This is a genomic window from Rothia sp. P5764 (assembly GCF_048512965.1).
Classification (GTDB): Bacteria; Actinomycetota; Actinomycetes; order Actinomycetales; family Micrococcaceae; genus Rothia.
Genome location: NZ_JBLXXQ010000001.1, coordinates 617,655 through 635,115, shown reverse-complemented (window position 1 = coordinate 635,115; position 17,461 = coordinate 617,655). Strand labels below are relative to the sequence as shown.

Annotated in this window: 19 protein-coding genes; 3 read left to right on the top strand and 16 right to left on the bottom strand. The window is 57.5% G+C overall.

What is annotated here, in order from left to right:
* Window positions 1-27 precede the first annotated feature (27 nt).
* The 3 genes from ACN08Y_RS02950 to ACN08Y_RS02940 form a co-directional block, all read right to left on the bottom strand.
* Complete coding sequence (locus ACN08Y_RS02950; protein WP_419104078.1) at window positions 28-1,236, bottom strand: thiolase family protein; 1,209 nt, start codon at window positions 1,234-1,236, stop codon at window positions 28-30.
* A gap of 176 nt (window positions 1,237-1,412) precedes the next feature.
* Complete coding sequence (locus tag ACN08Y_RS02945) at window positions 1,413-2,744, bottom strand: MFS transporter (RefSeq protein WP_419098895.1); 1,332 nt, start codon at window positions 2,742-2,744, stop codon at window positions 1,413-1,415.
* 265 nt (window positions 2,745-3,009) lie between these two features.
* Window positions 3,010-4,425 carry an aldehyde dehydrogenase family protein gene (locus tag ACN08Y_RS02940; protein WP_419098896.1) on the bottom strand — a complete coding sequence of 472 codons (1,416 nt, stop codon included), beginning with the start codon at window positions 4,423-4,425 and terminating at the stop codon, window positions 3,010-3,012.
* A gap of 148 nt (window positions 4,426-4,573) precedes the next feature.
* Between ACN08Y_RS02940 and ACN08Y_RS02935 the strand changes: the two genes are divergently transcribed.
* Window positions 4,574-5,533, top strand: coding sequence for a helix-turn-helix domain-containing protein (locus ACN08Y_RS02935; RefSeq protein ID WP_419098897.1), 960 nt, complete (start codon window positions 4,574-4,576; stop codon window positions 5,531-5,533).
* Window positions 5,534-5,570: 37 nt separating this feature from the next.
* Here the strand turns inward: ACN08Y_RS02935 and ACN08Y_RS02930 are convergent, their stop codons facing one another.
* The 11 genes from ACN08Y_RS02930 to ACN08Y_RS02880 all read right to left on the bottom strand — a co-directional run bounded on the left by ACN08Y_RS02930 (window position 5,571) and on the right by ACN08Y_RS02880 (window position 12,779).
* On the bottom strand, window positions 5,571-5,981 hold the full coding sequence (locus ACN08Y_RS02930) for a hypothetical protein (protein ID WP_419111784.1): 411 nt from the start codon (window positions 5,979-5,981) through the stop codon (window positions 5,571-5,573).
* Complete coding sequence (locus ACN08Y_RS02925; RefSeq protein ID WP_419104079.1) at window positions 5,974-6,546, bottom strand: hypothetical protein; 573 nt, start codon at window positions 6,544-6,546, stop codon at window positions 5,974-5,976. The genes ACN08Y_RS02930 and ACN08Y_RS02925 overlap by 8 nt, the downstream gene beginning before the upstream one ends.
* Before the next feature lies 1 nt (window position 6,547).
* On the bottom strand, window positions 6,548-7,111 hold the full coding sequence (locus tag ACN08Y_RS02920; RefSeq protein WP_419098900.1) for an RNA polymerase sigma factor: 564 nt from the start codon (window positions 7,109-7,111) through the stop codon (window positions 6,548-6,550).
* 100 nt (window positions 7,112-7,211) lie between these two features.
* Window positions 7,212-7,829 carry a hypothetical protein gene (locus ACN08Y_RS02915; RefSeq protein ID WP_419104080.1) on the bottom strand — a complete coding sequence of 206 codons (618 nt, stop codon included), beginning with the start codon at window positions 7,827-7,829 and terminating at the stop codon, window positions 7,212-7,214.
* 1 nt (window position 7,830) lies between these two features.
* Window positions 7,831-8,484 (bottom strand): DUF6286 domain-containing protein, encoded by a 654-nt coding sequence (locus ACN08Y_RS02910; protein ID WP_419104081.1) that lies wholly within the window; start codon window positions 8,482-8,484, stop codon window positions 7,831-7,833.
* Window positions 8,481-8,852 (bottom strand): hypothetical protein, encoded by a 372-nt coding sequence (locus ACN08Y_RS02905; protein ID WP_419098903.1) that lies wholly within the window; start codon window positions 8,850-8,852, stop codon window positions 8,481-8,483. The genes ACN08Y_RS02910 and ACN08Y_RS02905 overlap by 4 nt, the downstream gene beginning before the upstream one ends.
* A 69-nt stretch (window positions 8,853-8,921) precedes the next feature.
* Entirely contained in the window at window positions 8,922-9,116 is a 195-nt protein-coding gene (locus ACN08Y_RS02900; RefSeq protein WP_419111783.1) for a hypothetical protein, read from the bottom strand.
* Window positions 9,116-9,595: an Asp23/Gls24 family envelope stress response protein gene (locus ACN08Y_RS02895; protein ID WP_419104082.1), complete on the bottom strand. Its 480-nt coding sequence runs from the start codon at window positions 9,593-9,595 to the stop codon at window positions 9,116-9,118. The genes ACN08Y_RS02900 and ACN08Y_RS02895 overlap by 1 nt, the downstream gene beginning before the upstream one ends.
* Before the next feature lie 203 nt (window positions 9,596-9,798).
* On the bottom strand, window positions 9,799-12,057 hold the full coding sequence (locus tag ACN08Y_RS02890; RefSeq protein ID WP_419111782.1) for a heavy metal translocating P-type ATPase: 2,259 nt from the start codon (window positions 12,055-12,057) through the stop codon (window positions 9,799-9,801).
* A 167-nt stretch (window positions 12,058-12,224) separates the two neighbouring features.
* Window positions 12,225-12,437 carry a heavy-metal-associated domain-containing protein gene (locus ACN08Y_RS02885; protein WP_419104084.1) on the bottom strand — a complete coding sequence of 71 codons (213 nt, stop codon included), beginning with the start codon at window positions 12,435-12,437 and terminating at the stop codon, window positions 12,225-12,227.
* A 15-nt stretch (window positions 12,438-12,452) separates the two neighbouring features.
* Window positions 12,453-12,779, bottom strand: a complete 327-nt coding sequence (locus ACN08Y_RS02880) for a metal-sensitive transcriptional regulator (protein ID WP_419098908.1) — start codon at window positions 12,777-12,779, stop codon at window positions 12,453-12,455.
* Between the two features lie 98 nt (window positions 12,780-12,877).
* On the opposite strand from ACN08Y_RS02880, the gene ACN08Y_RS02875 reads away from it, so the two are divergent.
* Window positions 12,878-14,923, top strand: coding sequence for a glycoside hydrolase family 15 protein (locus ACN08Y_RS02875; protein ID WP_419111781.1), 2,046 nt, complete (start codon window positions 12,878-12,880; stop codon window positions 14,921-14,923).
* A 43-nt stretch (window positions 14,924-14,966) separates the two neighbouring features.
* Here ACN08Y_RS02875 and ACN08Y_RS02870 read toward each other — a convergent pair whose 3' ends face one another.
* The gene (locus ACN08Y_RS02870) at window positions 14,967-15,689 is read right to left on the bottom strand and encodes a LysE family translocator (protein ID WP_419104087.1); all 723 of its coding nucleotides are present in this window, start codon (window positions 15,687-15,689) and stop codon (window positions 14,967-14,969) included.
* Between the two features lie 156 nt (window positions 15,690-15,845).
* Here ACN08Y_RS02870 and ACN08Y_RS02865 point away from each other — a divergent pair, with 156 nt between their 5' ends.
* Window positions 15,846-16,370 (top strand): NUDIX domain-containing protein, encoded by a 525-nt coding sequence (locus ACN08Y_RS02865; RefSeq protein ID WP_419111780.1) that lies wholly within the window; start codon window positions 15,846-15,848, stop codon window positions 16,368-16,370.
* Between the two features lie 105 nt (window positions 16,371-16,475).
* On the opposite strand, the gene ACN08Y_RS02860 is transcribed toward ACN08Y_RS02865, so the two are convergent.
* Window positions 16,476-17,450, bottom strand: a complete 975-nt coding sequence (locus ACN08Y_RS02860; protein ID WP_419111779.1) for a bile acid:sodium symporter family protein — start codon at window positions 17,448-17,450, stop codon at window positions 16,476-16,478.
* Window positions 17,451-17,461: the final 11 nt, after the last annotated feature.

The following is a 17,461-nucleotide window of genomic DNA, read 5'->3' as shown; positions in this document are numbered from 1 at the left end:
TGAGGGCGGTGAAATGTTCAAACACGCTTAGACCCTTTCAAGTAGCAGGGCCGCGCCCTGGCCTACACCGATACACATGGTTGCCAGGCCACGCTGGGCCTCCTCCCGCTCCATGCGACCTAAGAGGGTGATGACGATACGGCAGCCGGAGGATCCCAGCGGGTGGCCCAGGGCAATAGCCCCACCGTCCTTGTTAACGATTTCTTCGTTGAGGCCCAGGCGACGCATGGAGGCAAGGGACTGGCTGGCGAAGGCTTCGTTTAGTTCTACAGCGTCAAGATCGGCTACAGACCAGCCTGCACGTGCCAGCGCCTTCTCGGTAGCGGGGACCGGGCCTAGGCCCATGATTTCGGGGGCAAGACCGGCGCTGGTACCGGTCACCACGCGGGCGCGCGGGGTCAGCCCGTACTTTTCGAGGGCGGCCTCGGAGGCAACCAAAATTGCAGAAGCACCGTCGTTGAGGGAGGACGAATTACCTGCTGTTACTACTGACCCACCGCTCACTACCGGGCGCAGGGAGGCCAGCACTTCTGTGCTGGTGCCTGGGCGGGGCCCCTCATCGGTGTCAACAAGGGTTTCGCGCCCCTTACGATCCCGGACGGTGACAGGGACAATCTCGTCACGGAAACGACCGTCCTTGATAGCTGCCAGGGCACGCTCATGGGAACGGAGGGCGAAAGCATCGCAGTCTTGCCGGCTGATGCCCTCTTGCCGCGCTACTTCCTCAGCGGTTTCGGGCATGGAGTAGGTGAACTTGTCACGGCTGGCAAAGGCCGGGTTGATAAAACGCCAGCCGATAGAGGTATCAAAAACCTGGCCGGGCTTAGCGAAAGCGGTTGCCGGTTTTTCCATGACCCAGGGGGCCCGCGACATGGACTCGGTGCCGCCTGCTATGACCAGGTCAGCTTCCCCTGCCTTAATCATCTGGGCCGCTAGGGTAATGGCACTCATGCCGGAGGCGCAGAGGCGGTTGACGGTAATCCCGGGGACGGTATCGGGGTAGTCATTCAGTAGCCAGGCCAGGCGGGCAACGTTGCGGTTTTCTTCACCTGCGCCGTTGGCGTTGCCCAGGATGACCTCATCGATAGTGGCGGGGTCTATGCCGGTCTTCTCGACGAGGTCTTTGATGACCAGGGCGGCCAGATCATCGGGCCGGATGGAGGACAGGGCGCCTCCATACCTGCCAACGGGTGTGCGGGAGCCTCCCACGAGATAGGCCTGGGGTGTCTGGGACATTCTTACTCCTTTGTGAGAAGGCATGAGTCATAGAGCCAAATAACTGACCAATCGTTCAATAAATCTTGTCATTTTATGTGACTTAGGTCAAGTCTTGTGGTTGGGTGCTGGGCGGTCTTAAAGCCAACCGCCAGCCCTCTGGTTGGGGGCTGGCGGTTACTGTGCTCAAGTGTTACTTAGTGAACCCGGGAGCTTTCATCTGCTGGGTGCAAATCTATCTCCTGGATCCCTCGAGGTACCTTGCTGACGGCAATCAGGGAGACGACCGCTAGCAGGGCGATGTAGAGACCAATAATCCAGGACTGGCCGGTTTGCTTGAGAATCATCTCTGCAATCATGGGGGCAAAGGCACCGCCGAGAATCGCACCGATGGCATAGCCAATGGAGATACCTGAGAAACGGACGGAGGCAGGGAACATCTCAGCATACATAGCGGACTGGGGGCCGTAGGAGGGGCCCAGGGCCAGGGTAAGTACCAGGATGGCCAGGGTGAAGAGGGCAAAGTTGCCGCTATCAATCAGGAACCACATGGGAATAGCCCACAGGGCCATAAGACCATAGCCTATTTGGAAGGTTCGAACACGGCCCACTGTATCAGACATCCAGCCGCCCACCATGGTGAAGATAAGCCAGCTGAGGCCACCAATGATGGCTGCGGTCATGGCTTGTCCACGGCTCATATCCAGGTTCTTGACGCCGTAGGAGATAAAGAAGGCGATCACCAGGTAGCCTGCGGCATTGTTGGCGATAAAGATTAAGGCGGCCAGGATGACCTCACGCTTGTTGCTCTTGAAGAGCTGTTTCAGGGGTGCTGATTCCTTCTTCTTGAGGGTTTGCATCTCCTTGAAGACGGGGGATTCCTCAACCGAGTGGCGGATGTAGAAGCCAACCAAAATCAAGATGATGGAGGACCAGAAGGGGATGCGCCAACCGAAGCTTAGGAACTGTTCTTCGGTGAGGATGGCGTTGAGGAGCAGATTGACCAGGGTTGCCAGAATCATGCCCAGGGGTACGCCAATCTGTGGGAAGGAGCCAAAGAAGCCGCGGCGGTGGCGGGGGGCGTGTTCTACAGACATGAGGGCCGCACCGCCCCATTCGCCACCGGCAGAGAAGCCCTGAATAATGCGCAGCAGGACGATGAGTAGGGGAGCGGCTATGCCGATTTGGGCGTAGGTGGGTACGCAGCCTACACCTACGGTTGCTAGCCCCATGAGCAGGAGGGTCAGGACCAGGGCGATGCGGCGGCCGAACTTATCGCCGATATGCCCGGCTACTACTGCCCCCAGGGGGCGGAAGATGAAGCTGATACCTAGGGAGGCCCAGGCGACGATCTGGGCTAGGGTGTTGTCCTCACCTTCGGGTGTGAAGTACTGTTTGGCCAGGATCAGGCCGGCTGCTTGGGCGTAGATGAAGAAGTCATACCACTCAATGGTTGTGCCAATGAGGGTTCCGGCGAGGACCTTTCTTTCTTCTTTATTTATTTTGTGTGCTGTGGCGGGTGAAGACATCTGCGTCTCCTTGTGTGTCATGGTCAAGTCAGGGGCCTTTATGAGGCGGGCATCACAGTGCCTTGCAAGAAATCATATATGAAAACTGGGCTTGGCACACCCGGGGCGCACTATTTTTTTACCATTTGGTCAGTAAATAAGGTCAGGCAGGGTGACGGACTGCCCTCACCCGAAGGTTTGCCTCATAGGGTGGGCGCGCGGTACACAAGGGCCCCGGCCCGCTCCACAAGGAGACAGGCCGGGGCCCTCAAAAAATGATGGCGCCCTACTCGCAAATAACCTGGGGTAGGCCCATGTGCTTGAGCCCCTCAACACCAAACTCGATGCCGTAGCCAGACTGCTTGATACCACCAAAAGGAATACGGGGATCAATAGCGCCGTGCTTATTAATCCAGACGGTACCGGCCTCAATCTTGGACGCAACCTCGCGGGCCCGCTCAATATTAGGAGACCAGACCGAAGCGCCCAGCCCTACATCCAGCTTGTTGGCTTCCTCAATGGCCTCTTCCAGGGTGGAGTAACGAACAATCGGCAGAGCCGGGCCGAACTGCTCCTCAACCACCAGAGGATTATCGCCATCAATATCTGCAACCAAGGTAGTGGGGTAGAAGAAACCCTTGGCGCTCTCGTCGGGATCCCCACCCAGCAGAATACGGGCGCCAGAGTCCTTAGCTTTCTGGACCAGATCAGCAACAATATCGTACTGGGCCTTATTCTGAAGCGGCCCCAGAACATTCTGCTCGTCCAGACCAACACCCATAGGCATCTGCTGGGCAACAGCTAGCAACTCTTGGCAGACCTGATCATAGAGTGAGTCGGGTACGTAGAGACGCTTCAGAGCGGCGCAGGTTTGGCCGGTATTAATAAAGGCTCCCCAGAAGAGACCTTCAGCAATAGCCTTGGGGTCAGCATCATCAAGAACGATACCGGCATCATTACCACCAAGCTCCAGGGTGAGCCGCTTGAGTGTATCTGCTGCCGAGGCAGCAATTTTTCTACCGGTAGCGGTAGACCCGGTGAAAGTAATCTTGTCAAAGCCGGGGTGGGTGCTCATAGCTGCACCGACACCGCGATCAGCGGCAATAATCTGGACCACTCCCTCGGGCAGGACCGTATTGATAATCTCTACCAGGGCCAGCACGCTCAAAGTGGTGTACTCAGAGGGCTTGAGCACAATAGTGTTGCCCATACGCAGGGCTGGGGCAATCTGCCAGATAGAAATCATCAGCGGCCAGTTCCAGGGGCCAATGCCACCTACTACACCGATAGGCCGATAATTGAGGACAGCCCGTGTCTCTTCATCATCTACCAAGACCTCCTCATCCATAGCAAAGGAGGCTGTAGCCCGGGTCCAGGCCACGCAACCACCGACCTCAAAACGGGCGTTAGGTCCGTTCAGGGGCTTGCCTTGCTCCCTGGAAAGGAGCTCAGCCAGCGGCTCAGCGCTTGCCTCAATGGCATCAGCCATCTTCATCAGGTAGTCGCTACGCTCAGCGTGCGAGAGGGCACCCCAGGCTGGCTGGGCCGCCCGGGCTTTCTCGACCAGCTCGTTGAGGACGTCTTCGCCCTGCACCGGTGCAAGACCAATGAGCTCTTCGGTTGCCGGGTCAAAAACCTCTCGGCTGCCACCGGTGGTGACGCGCTCAAGAAGTTCCTGGTAGGTGGTGGGTAGTGACGACACTGTCAGCTCCTTAGTTATGTATGAACAGTTATATCCATGGTGGGATTGGGCTGCAGGGTTGCGTTAGGTGGGGAGCGCACAACCCTTGGCCTGGTGTGCTACGCCTCACTTCCGCTAAAGTGTGAGAAGCCCCCCAGAAAGGTAATCCATGCGCCAGCCCGTTCAGCAGTCTTCCCCCTACCACTTTCGGCACCACGACCCTATGGGCTTTACCCAGTGGGTTGAGCGGGTCCGGGAGACTTTTGGCCCCCTGGAGATCAAAGCACCCAACCCAGGTAGCTTTAGGGCCAGCGCTCGCACTGCCTCCCTGGGGGAAATTATGCTCTTGGACATGCGCACACCGGCCCATTCAGTTAGCAGGGACCCTGAGCCCTCAGAGCAGGTACAGGGCGGCTACTGCAAACTCAGCCTGCAATTAGAGGGACAATCCCAGGTAAGCCAGGATGGCCGTAGGTGCACCCTTAACCCCGGCGACCTTGCTCTCTATATCACCAAGCGTCCTTATCGACTTGATTACACCGGTCCCCAACGTAGCCTGGTCGTACTTTTCCCGCAGAGCTTCGTACACCTCAGCCCTGAATATACCGACCTGATAACGGCCACTCCGGTTTCTGAATCCCAGGGGCTTGGGAAATTCGCGGTTCCGCTTTTTGAGCAGCTAGCGACCAATCTGGAGGAGCTAGGAGGGCCTCACGCCTTAGCCTTGGTACGCTCTGCCCTAGAGATGGTCATTACAGTTATGATTGCTGAGTCTACACAAGCTGGGCGTCAACCGGCACACACAATATATCACCGGGCAGTAGCCTACATAGAGGAGCACCTGGACGACCCAGATCTAGGCCCCAGCAAAATAGCTGAAGCTCTCTATATTTCTCTACGCCAACTCCACAGCCGTTTTTCAGCCCACCAGCAGACAGTCTCTGCCTTTATTCGTGTCCGCCGTCTGGAAAGAATCCGAGAGGACCTAGCAAACCCGCGCTACAGGGCAGAGTCCGTGCAGGCCATCAGCGCCCGCTACGCCCTCTTTGATCCCTCCTATGTGAGCAAAGCCTTTAAAACTCAGTACGGTCTAAGTCCCTCAGCCTACCGTTCACAGATTCTTGGCTAGCTAGACCGGGTATCAACCGGAGAACCTCAGAGTCAGCTTATGAGCAACTAACGACTTCAAGATGGATAGGGTGGCCGGGTAGCTCGGCAGCTAGGGCTAACCCCACCTCTTGGGTAACCTCAACTACATTGTGGCTTGCAGTGATACCCAATCTAACCTTGACTTGGGCAGGCAGGGAGCTGGCTTGCTCAGCGTCGTGCTCTAAAGCTTGGGCCCTTTCGGTATCTTCCGTCAAGAGCGGGGCACGGACCAGGTCTATCAGGTAAGGAGTACGCGGGTATAGCTTATGAGCCCCTGGAACCTGCAGAACTAGCTGCCGCAAGCGGTCAAGGTCAAGCTCCCCAGCGCTCCTGTCGTGAGGTTTACTAGCCCCTTCTTGTTCCTGAGAGGCCGGGGCATCAGCAGGCTCAAGGTAGATTTCCTGGATGGGCGCACTTGGGCTAGTCATTGAGGGATTTTTCATGAAGGTCCTGAATCGTGATATTGATTGCGACAATATTAAGCTCGCTGCACCGTTCCAGTGATTCCTGAATACTAGAGCGCAGGGCTTGGGCCAAATCTGGGATAACCAGACCTATCTGAACAGATGCTGTCACATTGACTTCCACAGGAGCCCCTGGGGTCTCAATGTCACCTTCTAGCCGGCACTGGCCGATGATTACTTCATCAAGTTCATCTGCAACAGCTCTTACAGCTGCCACAACCGCCCCTTCGTCCTGGCGGATGCGTACAGCCTGGTGTGGTGAGGGTAGGGGAATTGAACGGCCTGCCTTGGCTTCTAGAACCAGATTGCTCAGGAGGTTCTCCGCCCAGCTCAAATCCTTCTCTAACTCTTTAACCTCGTGGTCAAAGTCTTGGCTAGCGAGGGAATGAAGCTTGTGAAGAGAGGCGACTTTGCGGTCGCACTCCGGGCATGAATCAATATGACGTGTTAGCTGTGGCTTCTGTGAGTCTGTCTCTAAATCATCAACCCAGCTGCTCAGGGCGCTTAGAGGAATACTGCAGTTAGTCATTTTAGTTCTTTCCCTCCATCTCTTCGAGGAGTGTGGCCCGTGCACGTGCGAGTTTGCCCCGGACGCTGGGTGTGCTCATCCCCAGGGACTGAGCAATTTCTTGGTAGCTACAGGCGCCGTATTCACGCATGATCCAGACTCGCTGCTGATCTACCGGTAGTTTCTTGAGGGCCTGGCTGAGCGTATCAATCTCAGAGCGGCTCATTGCAAGGTCCTCAGGACTTGCTGAACCATCACTGAGGTGGTGGTAGTCATCGATATCTGCGTTAGGTTTGCGCTTCCTGAGCAGGTCGATACTTTTGCGACCGGTCAGTTTCATCACCCAGCTTTTAAACTGAGCGGGATCCTGGAGGGTATCAAGCTTTTGCCAGGCCTGTAGAAGAGAATCTTGGAGGGCATCATCCGCATCCGCTGAGTTACCGGTTAGTCGAATAGCATAGGCCCGCATCATGGGTAAATATGGTTGTACCAGCAAGCGGAAAGCCTGCGAGTCACCATCAACAGCTCGCTGCAGAAGTAGGCTTGGCGCTAACTCCGCGAGGTGACGGTTGCTCAGTTCTGTCACTACAGACTCCTGAAAGTATTGACGGGGGAAACCCCCTATGGCTAAGCGCGATGCTCTGGGGGGACAGTGCACCGCGCTTAGAATTTAGAGACAATTTATTTTACCGAACCCGCTGGGTCTCGTCTGCGAAGGTGGACCGCAGTCCACCGGTCACTCGGACCAGTAAGGGAATCTTGTGACCCAAAAGCTGATCTAAGCCCGCAACAACCTGGGCTGCCCTTTTTTCGAGGCTGGCGATGTCAGCACCCTGTCTGACCTCAAGTTTGACCGAGCAGGCTGAGGAGCGCTTGAGCTCCTGGGAGCTGACGGATACCGAGAGGATGTCGGGGTGACTTTCAAAGCCATCGGTGATGGCCTGCTTGATGAACTTATCGGAGATAGTGGTTCGTCCAGCGGTCTGGGTGTCCTGCTGACTGAGCAGGGTCTTTGATTTCTTAGGCTTCTGAGCAATTATTCCCATCATGAGGGCGATTACAACTAAGAGAAGCAAGAGAACAAAAAGCAGGGTCAGTAGGCTTGTCTGACCGTCAACGGTGTTGAAGGCAACCCTATCAAAGGCAGCTCGGGCAGGTTCCTCCAAGGGCTGTACATACTCGGCCCATAGATCTTGAGCTTGGGGCACAAGGGGAAGGCAAAGGCTCACAAGCCCTAGGACAAGTAAGACCAACCCCAGCACAGCTAGAAAGAAACGGTTTAGTTTTCTGGGAGTGTTACCCATTTTATATAGCTCCCTGCTTCTCAATAACTACCTTGGTACCCGGCTGGTCCTGCAAGGCCAGGTTGGCTACTGTCTGCTTAACCAGCTCATGCACCTGCTGCTGATCCAGCGGCCTGCCAGAGGTCGGCGTTACAGTAACTTTAATCTGACGAGGGCTAACACTGGTTACTACCTGGTCCTGGTCAAGGCCGGTGCGAGCACGCACACTTGCGCTGATGGATGAGGCCAGGGCTTTATTATCAACCACCATAGCGAAGCGCCCTGAACGAGCACTGTGGCGGCTCAGGCGCCCCGGACGGAGGCTGAGGGCAAGCAATACCAGCCCCAGTAGAACTAGAACTGACCCAATGATGACGCCCCAAAGAGGGCTGAGAAGCTCATCGAGCTTAAAGAAGCCTGAAAAGAGATCCTCGCCGGTGATGAGGAGGGGAGGTTGGCCCAGGGCCGAAAGAACAAGTTCTGTGCCCAGCCAGGAAAGGCTCAAAATGAGTACAGTGTTGACAATGACTGTGGTCAGCCAGCGGGATGAGTGAGTCTCCTGGCGGGCCAGTAAGCGCTCATAAGGGCCAGCTTCTTGCCGTGAACCGATGAAAGAGGCCTGGTCAACCTGGCCTGAGGTCTGCTGATGCTGTGGTGTAGAGTTTTGTTGCTTCATTGCACCCTTGCCTTATCACTGCTGGGGCTAGTTGTTCCATCGAGTGCTATGTTGATTGATCCCACTTCTGAGCCACAGAGCTGAGTAAGTTGCCGGGCTATACGAGCCCGCGCCTGGGCAAGAAGATCAAAAATAGTTCCCTGCCCGTGGGTACCTTGAGCAAGAGCTTTTGCATCATGGATTGGGCCAAGCGGGTAGTCAAGGTTGATATCTACCCCCAGCTTGCCAGCATCATCAAAAATTGATGACTGGACATGATCGGAGGGCACACCAAGTTCCTGAGCCGCTACCGCATGAGACATAGAGACAAGAGCTTTCTTGCGTACTCTCGTGCTACCGGGGCCGCTATCGGTGGTATTTTTATTCATTAAAAGCCTGATCTATCCTATGCGCAGGTGGTTGAGTAACCACCTGCGCATGAATTTGGAATTCTGGGATTAGCGTGATGATGAATTCTTACGTACCGAATCCAGCATGTTACCCACTGAAAGATCTGAGCTCTGCACCAGGTGCCCAACCGTGGCACCTGCAGCCATCAGCACAGCAAAGAGGACAAACCCTCCAAAACCGTAGCGGAGGCCAGCAAAGGCCAGAAGGGCTCCTATGAGAGCGCCTGTGAATTCTTTAGACATTACTTAACGCGGCTTTCCTGCTCATCGTTCTTCTGCTCAGCGTCCTGGTCATCGCCGGGTACGTGAACATCAAGGACCTCAATGTTTACTTCGGTGACCTCAAGGCCAGCCAGTGACTGGATAGCCTCTACAACAGCCTTACGGGCGTTCTCGGCAACATCGTAGATGGGGTGGGGGTACTCAACGATGATGGACAGATCAACAGCAGCCTGAGTCTGGCCTACTTCTACGCTGATACCCTGCTTGAGGTTGTTGTCCTGGCCAACAGCGCTACGCAGAGCACCCATGGCACGAGCGGCACCGCCACCCAGATCGTAAACGCCTTCAACATCGCGCAGTGCGATACCGGCAATCTTGGCGACAACACCGTCATTGATGCTGGTGGTCCCCTGACCGGTTGCTGCACCGGTGTTCTTGACGGGAGCCTGGTTCTTCTTTTCAGCCAGGGTTGCGGGGGTGGTTGCAGGTGTCTGGTTCATATTATTTCCTAATTTCTGTTAGGTAGGTATTAAGGTGACAGCGCAGGTTGCGGAATCCGAAGAAACCGCAACCTATGCCAGTTGCGCTGTCATAGGTTAAGACGGGGTGAGCCCGGCAGATGTCACGCAGATTTCTAAAATTTTTTAATTTCTTTTTAGAACTGGCTGTGCCTGAGCCCTCTCCTACCTCTCAATCTAGCTGTTTATCCCTTGAAACCCAATAGCCTGGCAGAATTGAATACTACAAAAACTGACGAAAAGGCCATAGCGGCGGCGGCAATCATGGGGTTGAGCAGTCCAGCGGCCGCCACCGGAATTGCTACCGTGTTATAGGCAAAGGCCCAGAAGAGGTTGCCCTTAATGAGGCGCAGAGTAGCCCGAGAGAGCCTGATGGCGGTGGGCAGGGCGGCCAGATCACTGCGCATAATGGTCATATCTGCCGCTTCCATGGCCACATCGGTACCTGAACCCATAGCAACACCCAGGTCTGCCTTGGCTAGGGCGGCGGCATCGTTCACGCCGTCACCGACCATAGCGACCCCCCGCCCGCCTTCTTGCAGGCGGGTAATGGTGGCTAGCTTATCGTGCGGGCTGACTTCTGCAAATACGTTCTCGGCTGCAATGCCCACCTCGGCGGCGATAGCCCGCGCTACCGGCTGAGCATCACCTGTGAGGAGGACGGGGGTCAGACCCAGTTCTTTAAGCTGGGTCAGCGCGGCAAGGGCATCGGGCTTGGGGGAGTCTTGGAGCGATACTAGCCCGGCAACCTGCCCATCGACAGCCAGAATCACGGTAGTCTGCCCGGCCTCCTGCCGGGTGCGCAGGGCCTGGTCCTGGGCCTGGCTCAGCTCAACACCTTCACCGCTCAGAAAGCTCTTTTGCCCCAGGACAATATGACGGTGCGCGCCCTTGTGCAGGAGGGTTGCTCGCACGCCGCCACCGGGGGCTGACTCAAAATCGGTGACCGAGGGAAGAGTGTGGCTGCTTCCCTGTTTGTGGGCTGTGTGCGCGGCGGCTTCGACAGCGCGGGCAATGGGGTGCTCGGAGTGAGCCTCCACCGCCCCGGCTAGGGCCAGCAGGCTGGTGGCGTCGTAGCCTGGGAAGGGGAAAACTTCGGTCACAGCCAGCTCACCGGTTGTCACGGTTCCGGTCTTATCCAGGACGATAGTACCTACTTTTTTGGTGTTTTCTAGTACCTGGGCTGAGCGAATCAGAATGCCGAGCTGGGACCCGCGCGAGGTGCCAGCTAGCAGGGCGGTAGGGGTCGCTAAACCTAGGGCACAGGGGCAGGCAATGACCAGGACGGAGACAGCGGCGGTGAAGGAATCGTTGATATCGCCGGTCACTAGGAGCCAGCCAGCCAGGGTGAGCACAGCTACCCCAATAACTATGGGAACAAAGACCGCCGATACCTTATCGGCTAGGCGGGCAATGGGAGCCTTGGTTGTTTGGGCTTGGGCTACGGTGCGGCTCATCTGGGCCAGGACCGTCTCGGTACCCACGCGGGTTGCGCGGACGGTGAGTGCCCCGGAGGTGTTGATGGTTGCACCAATGACGGTGTCACCCACACCGACCTCCAGGGGGAGGGACTCACCGGTCAGCAGGGAGGTGTCCAGGGCGGAGCGTCCCTCGATTACTTGCCCGTCCACCGCAATTTTCTCGCCGGGGCGTACCAGAAAGATGTCGCCGGGGAGCAGGTCTTTGACCGGGACTTCTACCTGTGCACCGCCCTGAAGGATGGTAGCGCTCTTGGCTCCTACACTGAGCAAGGCGCGTAAAGCCTGGGATGAGCGGCGCTGGGTGCGGTGCTCAATATAACGCCCCACCAGCAAAAAGAGGGTAATCATGGTGGCTGCATCAAAGTAGAGCATGTGTTCCATGCCGTGCCCGCCGTGGGAGCTGCTCGCGTGGGCGGTCATGCCGGGGTTGGTGGCAAGTTGCCAGAGCGAAAAAGCGTAGCTGGCAATAACACCCAAAGAGATGAGGGTGTCCATGGTCAAGGAGCCGTGGCGTAGATTGGTCCAGGCCGGGCGGTGAAAGGGGAGCGCCGACCAGGTGGCCACCGGCAGGGTGAGGCCCGCTACCACCCAGCCCCAGTGGGGGAACTGGAAGGTGGCGAACATAGAGATAAGGAGGACGGGTATGCTCAGCAAGGCCGCCAGGATGAGCTGGGGGAGAAGCCTTGCCTGAGCATCCTCGTCTGGGCACTGGGCCTCATCATTTTTGAGGGAGGCGGTGTAGCCGGCCTTTTCGATGGTTTCGATGATGTGCTCATCGGGCATATCTGCCGGGGCGATTACCCGCGCGGTTTCTAGGGGCAGGTTCACCGAGGGAGCTGTCCCTATCTTTTTGAGTTTGCGTTCCACCCGCCCCACGCAGGAAGCGCAGGTCATGCCCCCTACGCTCAGGGTGACGATGCGAGTGTCACCGGTCAAAAGGTCCGGGGCGGGGGCTGTGGGCATAGCTCTTTCTTTCAGTGCTGGCATTTAGGGGCTGGTGCGCCTTGGTAGCCAACTGGCGGGGCTGGCGGGAGAGCTACCCCTGACTAAGCTGGCTCAGGACTGGCGTTTTAGGGGGCTGGCATTTAGGGGGCTTGCCAACGAGGTAGCTTTCCCGCCCGGTTAGGGGCTTAGGCGACCGGGGTGAACCCGGCTTCTTGAATAGCGGCGGTGACAGCGGCGGGGTCAAGATCACCGGTGTGGCTGATGGTGACGGTGGATTGGCCGTCCTTGACAACCTCAACCTCAACGCCGGTGACGTTCTGGATCTCTTCGATTTCTTCGCGCACGCTCATGGCGCAGTGGTTGCAGGTGAGGCCGCTTGCTTTGACGGTGGTGGTCATGATTTTCTCCTTGGGTTAGCTCTTGACCAGGCGCGAGATAGCGGCCATGGCTTCTGAGATTTTTTCGTCGAGCGGTTCTGTGTGCCCGGTATCGTGTGCCTGATGGGCGGTGTCGACAAGGCAGTGGCGAACGTGGTCTTCGAGCAGTTGCAGACAGACGCTGTGGAGGGCTGCGTTGATGGCTGAGACCTGGGTAAGGATGTCTATGCAGTAGGTACCCTCGTGTACCATGCGCTGGATACCGCGCACCTGCCCCTCGATGCGGCGGAGCCGCTTGAGGTAGGCATCTTTATCTGCGGTGTAGCCGTGCTGGTGTTCTACCGGGCAATGTTCTTGGCTCATGCCTCTTAACATATACCCCTAGGGGGTATATATTCAAGGGGTGTCATAGAAATTCTCCAGCCCGGCCCGATACTAAGTACCCTGTTAGACTGAAAGACATGGCTTCTTACATCGAGGACTACGCCCTACTCTCAGACATGAATACCGGTGCGCTTGTTTCGCGTAGCGGTTCCATCGACTGGTTCTGCGCCCCGCGCTTTGACTCTCGGGCCGTTTTTGCGGCTCTGTTGGGCGAACGCGAGCACGGTCGATGGCTTTTAGCTCCCCTCGAATCGGTCAATCCTGCACCGGTAGAAGAGATCCGCACCGAACGTTCCTACCGCCAAAACACCTTCATTCTGCAAACCGTCTGGTTTGTGGGTGATTCCAGTGTGCGGGTTACCGAATTTATGCCGCTCTCCGGCGGGACCACTATCGTCCGTAACGTTGAGGGCTTGACCGGCGAAGTCACCATGTACCACGAGCTAGCCCTACGCTTTGACTACGGTCGCACTATTCCCTGGGTGACCCGTTACGGCGGTGTCGATACCGCAGGTAAGGCCGACCCATCCGCTGACATGCTGGTGGGAATGGCAGGCCCCCATGCGCTGGTCTTCCGGGGTGACTCTCTGCCTGAGGGCGACCCTGAATCTAAAGCCGAAACTTTCACCGTCTCGGCAGGTCAGAGCTACACCTTTACCTTGTCCTACTTTGCCTCCAACCACAACCCGCCTGCGCCGGTGGACTACCTCACCGCCTTGACCTACACCCAGGAGCAGTGGGGCGAATGGTCTGATCTCTACACGCCTGCCTCTGTGGACGAAGAGCCCCCGGCCGCCGATGACGCCGGCACCACAGCCCAGGCCACTGTGATTTCGGCGGTCCGCGATGTGGAGCAGGAGTACGAGAAACCCTCATCCCTACTGGATGCCGGTTCTAACACCGCCGCTCCTGAGGTAGACCTAGAAACCTACCAGGAGCTAGCTCAGACTGCGGCTCAGCAGATTGTTGTGCCTACTGCATCGGGCCTCCGTAATGAGGCTAACCAGCGTTACCGCGCAGCTCGCCTGCGTTCCCTGCTGCTGTTGCGCGCCCTGATTTCCCGCGAAACCGGTGCCCTGGTTGCATCGGTGACTACCTCTCTGCCCGAGGTTATTGGTGGCAAACGCAACTATGACTTCCGGTTCACCTGGCTCCGCGACGTTGCCATGGCTATGGATGTTACCCTGGCCCACGGCCACGAACGCGAAACCGCCCAGCTCCGCAACTGGGTTCTGCGCGCGCTGGCTAATAATCCGCGTCAGATTCACGCGGTCTACGGGCTGGCTGGTGAAAAAGACGACATCGAGCGCCGCCTAGCCCTACCCGGTTACGAGGGCTCCCAGCCCGTCCGTTCCGGCAATGGCACTGGCGATCGTTTCCAGGGTGATGCCCTGGGCCAGGTGCTGGTTACTTTTGCCCACCTGCGCGAGCAGGGGGTGGCCGAGGACCATCTGTCCTGGCCCCTCCAAAAGGCTCTGCTCAATGCTGCGACCGAGCGCATCGGCCACCCCGACCGTTCCATGTGGGAAACCTTTGGTGAACCTGCCGTCTATACCCACTCTCAGGCCATGCTCTGGGCGGCTTTCGATGCCGGTGTTTCGGCGGTGCGCGACTTCGGGCTGGACGGGGACGCCGCCGTCTGGGAGCACTGCCGCGATACAGTAGCTGAAGATATCTTGACCAGGGGCTACAGCCAGGAGCTGGGGTGCTTTGTCTCCACCTACGGCGGTTCCTCGGTTGATGCCTCCCTGCTCCAGCTACCCCAGATTGGCCTCTTAGCCTGGGATGACCCCCGTCTGTTGGCAACGGTAGAGCGAATAGAGCAGACTATCCGTCACCCGTCGGGCATGATTTACCGCTACGATAATTCGGATTCTCATGATGGCTTTGAGGGGCAGAGTAACCCTCATTTCGTTTCGTCGCTGTGGTTGGCTGAACAGTATATTCGTTCGGGCCGCGAAGAGGATGGCCGTGCCCTGCTTGATACGGTTCTGGATAAGGCTAATGATTTGGGCTTGATGAGCCCCGAATACTCTTTTGACGAGCAGCGATTGACCGGTAACTTCCCGCAGGCACTTGCCCATATCTCCCTGGTGCGGGCGGTGCAGGCCCTGGGGCTCTAGGGCTTCTGGCCTTAGTTGGGGGTTTCCTTCTGTCCCTGTGGGCCTAGAGGAACTTGTGGGTGGCCTCCACCAGAATGAGCACCCCGAAAACGAGCAGGACGGCTCCGGCGACTCCGTCAATGACCAGGGCCGCGCGGGGGTGCAGTAGCCACTTCATGGCTAGGGTGGCCAGGGAGATAATGACCGCGAACCAGGCCACGTTAATGCCGCCGTGAATCAAGGCCAGCAGGGATCCCATGAGGACCGGGCTGACGCTGGCAACCATAAAGGGCGGCACGCTAGCAATATAGAAGACCGCGATTTTGGGGTTGAGGATATTGGCGATAAAGCCGGCTAGAAAATCCTTGTGGGCGCTACCTGAGGGGCGGGGGGCCTGGTGTCCGCCGAGTGCGGCCTGACCCAGTTCGCCGGGTGCGGGCTGGGGCAGAGAAGCTAGGGCGGCCTGCTCAGTTTTGAGGGCGGTGACCTGGTTCCAGCGGCGCAGGGTGAGGAGGAAGCTGATTCCCAGATAGATGAGGTAGAGACCACCGGCTACCGTCATCAGGTCGAAGACGGTGGGTGCGGCTGCCATGAGCACGGCTAGGCCGGTTGCGGCGGTGACTCCCCAGATTAGGAGCCCGCTGGTAATACCCATGACGCAGGCGTAGGCGCTTTTCTTGCCCCCGGCCACCAAGGAACGCAGTACTAGGGCGGTATCGGTGGCGGGAATGACGGTAATCAGGAAAGCGATACCGGCGAAACCAAGGAGTGCCTGTGTGAGAGTCATGGCTCCCACTGTAGGCTAGGTGCGAACAGCGTTCAATACCGTGAAAGCCAATAGTGGTTGTGGGTTTTTATCCGTTCGGCAGCGAAGGTGCAGGATGCACCTTTCCTATAGTTATATGTGCTTATGGCAATCTCAGCTAGGTGAAAGGACAAGCAAATGCGAATTGATGATTTTGGGGAGTGTCTTCGCCCAGTCGGCGTTTTTTATGTTGATGTACACCCCGCCCGGTGGAGGGAAGACGGGAGCCTGGAGTTCTTATTATTACGCCGTTTGAGCACAGATGCCGCGGTTCCTATGCCCGGTGAGTGGCAAACTGTGTCGGGCAAACTGGTGCAGGGGGAACGCATTTCGGATGCTTTCGCGCGTCAGGTTCATGCTAAGACAGGAAGCTGGCCCAGCCAGCTTTTTAAGTTTCGTAATGTAGCACAGTTTTATGATGATAACTACGATACGGTGATGCTGGTTCCGAATGCGGTAGCTATCATGCCCCCTGGGCCTGTGGAGCTTGATGAGACTCTCCACGATCAGTTTGTGTGGCTTCCCCTTGCCGATGCCCTGGAGACATTGATCTACCCCACGCAGAGGTGGGCGGTCGAGACGGCGGCCAAGTTATTGAGCTTGGGTGATGATGGAAAAACTTACGCACGTGAGGGACAGGTTGAGCTAACAGCCTTGGCATAGGCCAGGGGCATAGCAACTACTGTGCCTGGTGTGGTAGCTGCGGGGTAGGTGCCCCGGCAGGAGGGCTGCACCTGCGCCGTGTGAGAGCCGAGCCGGACTTGCTTCTTAGGGGGTTTCGTGCGCCTGCCTGCCCCAGCGGGCGGCTTTAGCCGCGCAGACCATGAGCTGAACCTGGTGGAAAATCATCAGCGGCAGAATGAGGGCACCCACCTGGGCTCCACCAAAAATGACGGCGGCCATGGGCAGGCCCGTGGCTAAGGACTTCTTGGAGCCGCAGAATTGGATAGCGACCCGGTCGCCGTAGCTAAAGCCCAGTTTGCGGGCAAGGACCCCGCTGAGCCAGAGCAGGAACTCCACCAGGAGCAGGGAGAGAACCACCAGAAACAGAATCTGCCAGGGACTAATACGCCTCCAAATGCCCTGCACAATACCGTCCGAAAAGGCCGCGTAGACCACCATGGCGATAGAAAGCCGGTCAATATGCTTGGTCAGTTTGTTGCGGGCAATTTCTCCCACCCACCGGCGCAGAAGCTGGCCCAGGATAAAGGGCAGCAGGAGCTGAATGGCGATGTTCCCAAAGACTGAGCCAGAGATAACCAGCTGATCACTGCGCATCAGAAGCATGACCAGTAGGGGTGTGAGGACTACCCCGGCAAGGTTGGAGGTGCTGGCGCTGACGATGGCACCGGCTACGTTGCCCTTAGCTAGGGAGGTAAAGGCGACCGAGGACTGCACGGTGGAGGGCACCAGGGTCATGAAGAGCAGGCCCAGGTAAAGTTCCCTGCCGATGACCGCCTGTAGGGGGTAGAGGGCAAGACCAATCAGCGGGAAAAGGATAAAAGTGAGGGCCAGGATGGTGCCGTGGAGCTGCCAATGTTTGAGGCCCTGGAGGGCTTCTTGGGGTGAGAGGCGCGCGCCGTAGAGGAAAAAGAGCAAGCCGATAGCTAGCTTGGTGACTAGGCTGAACCCCTGCGCGAAGTCCCCCCGCGCGGGTGCAAGGATAGCCAGGATAAGAGCTATCAGGATGAGGGTAATGAGCGGGTCGGGCCGCCAGGTTTTGAGCGGACGTTGAGGAGACACGGTGGTGGTGG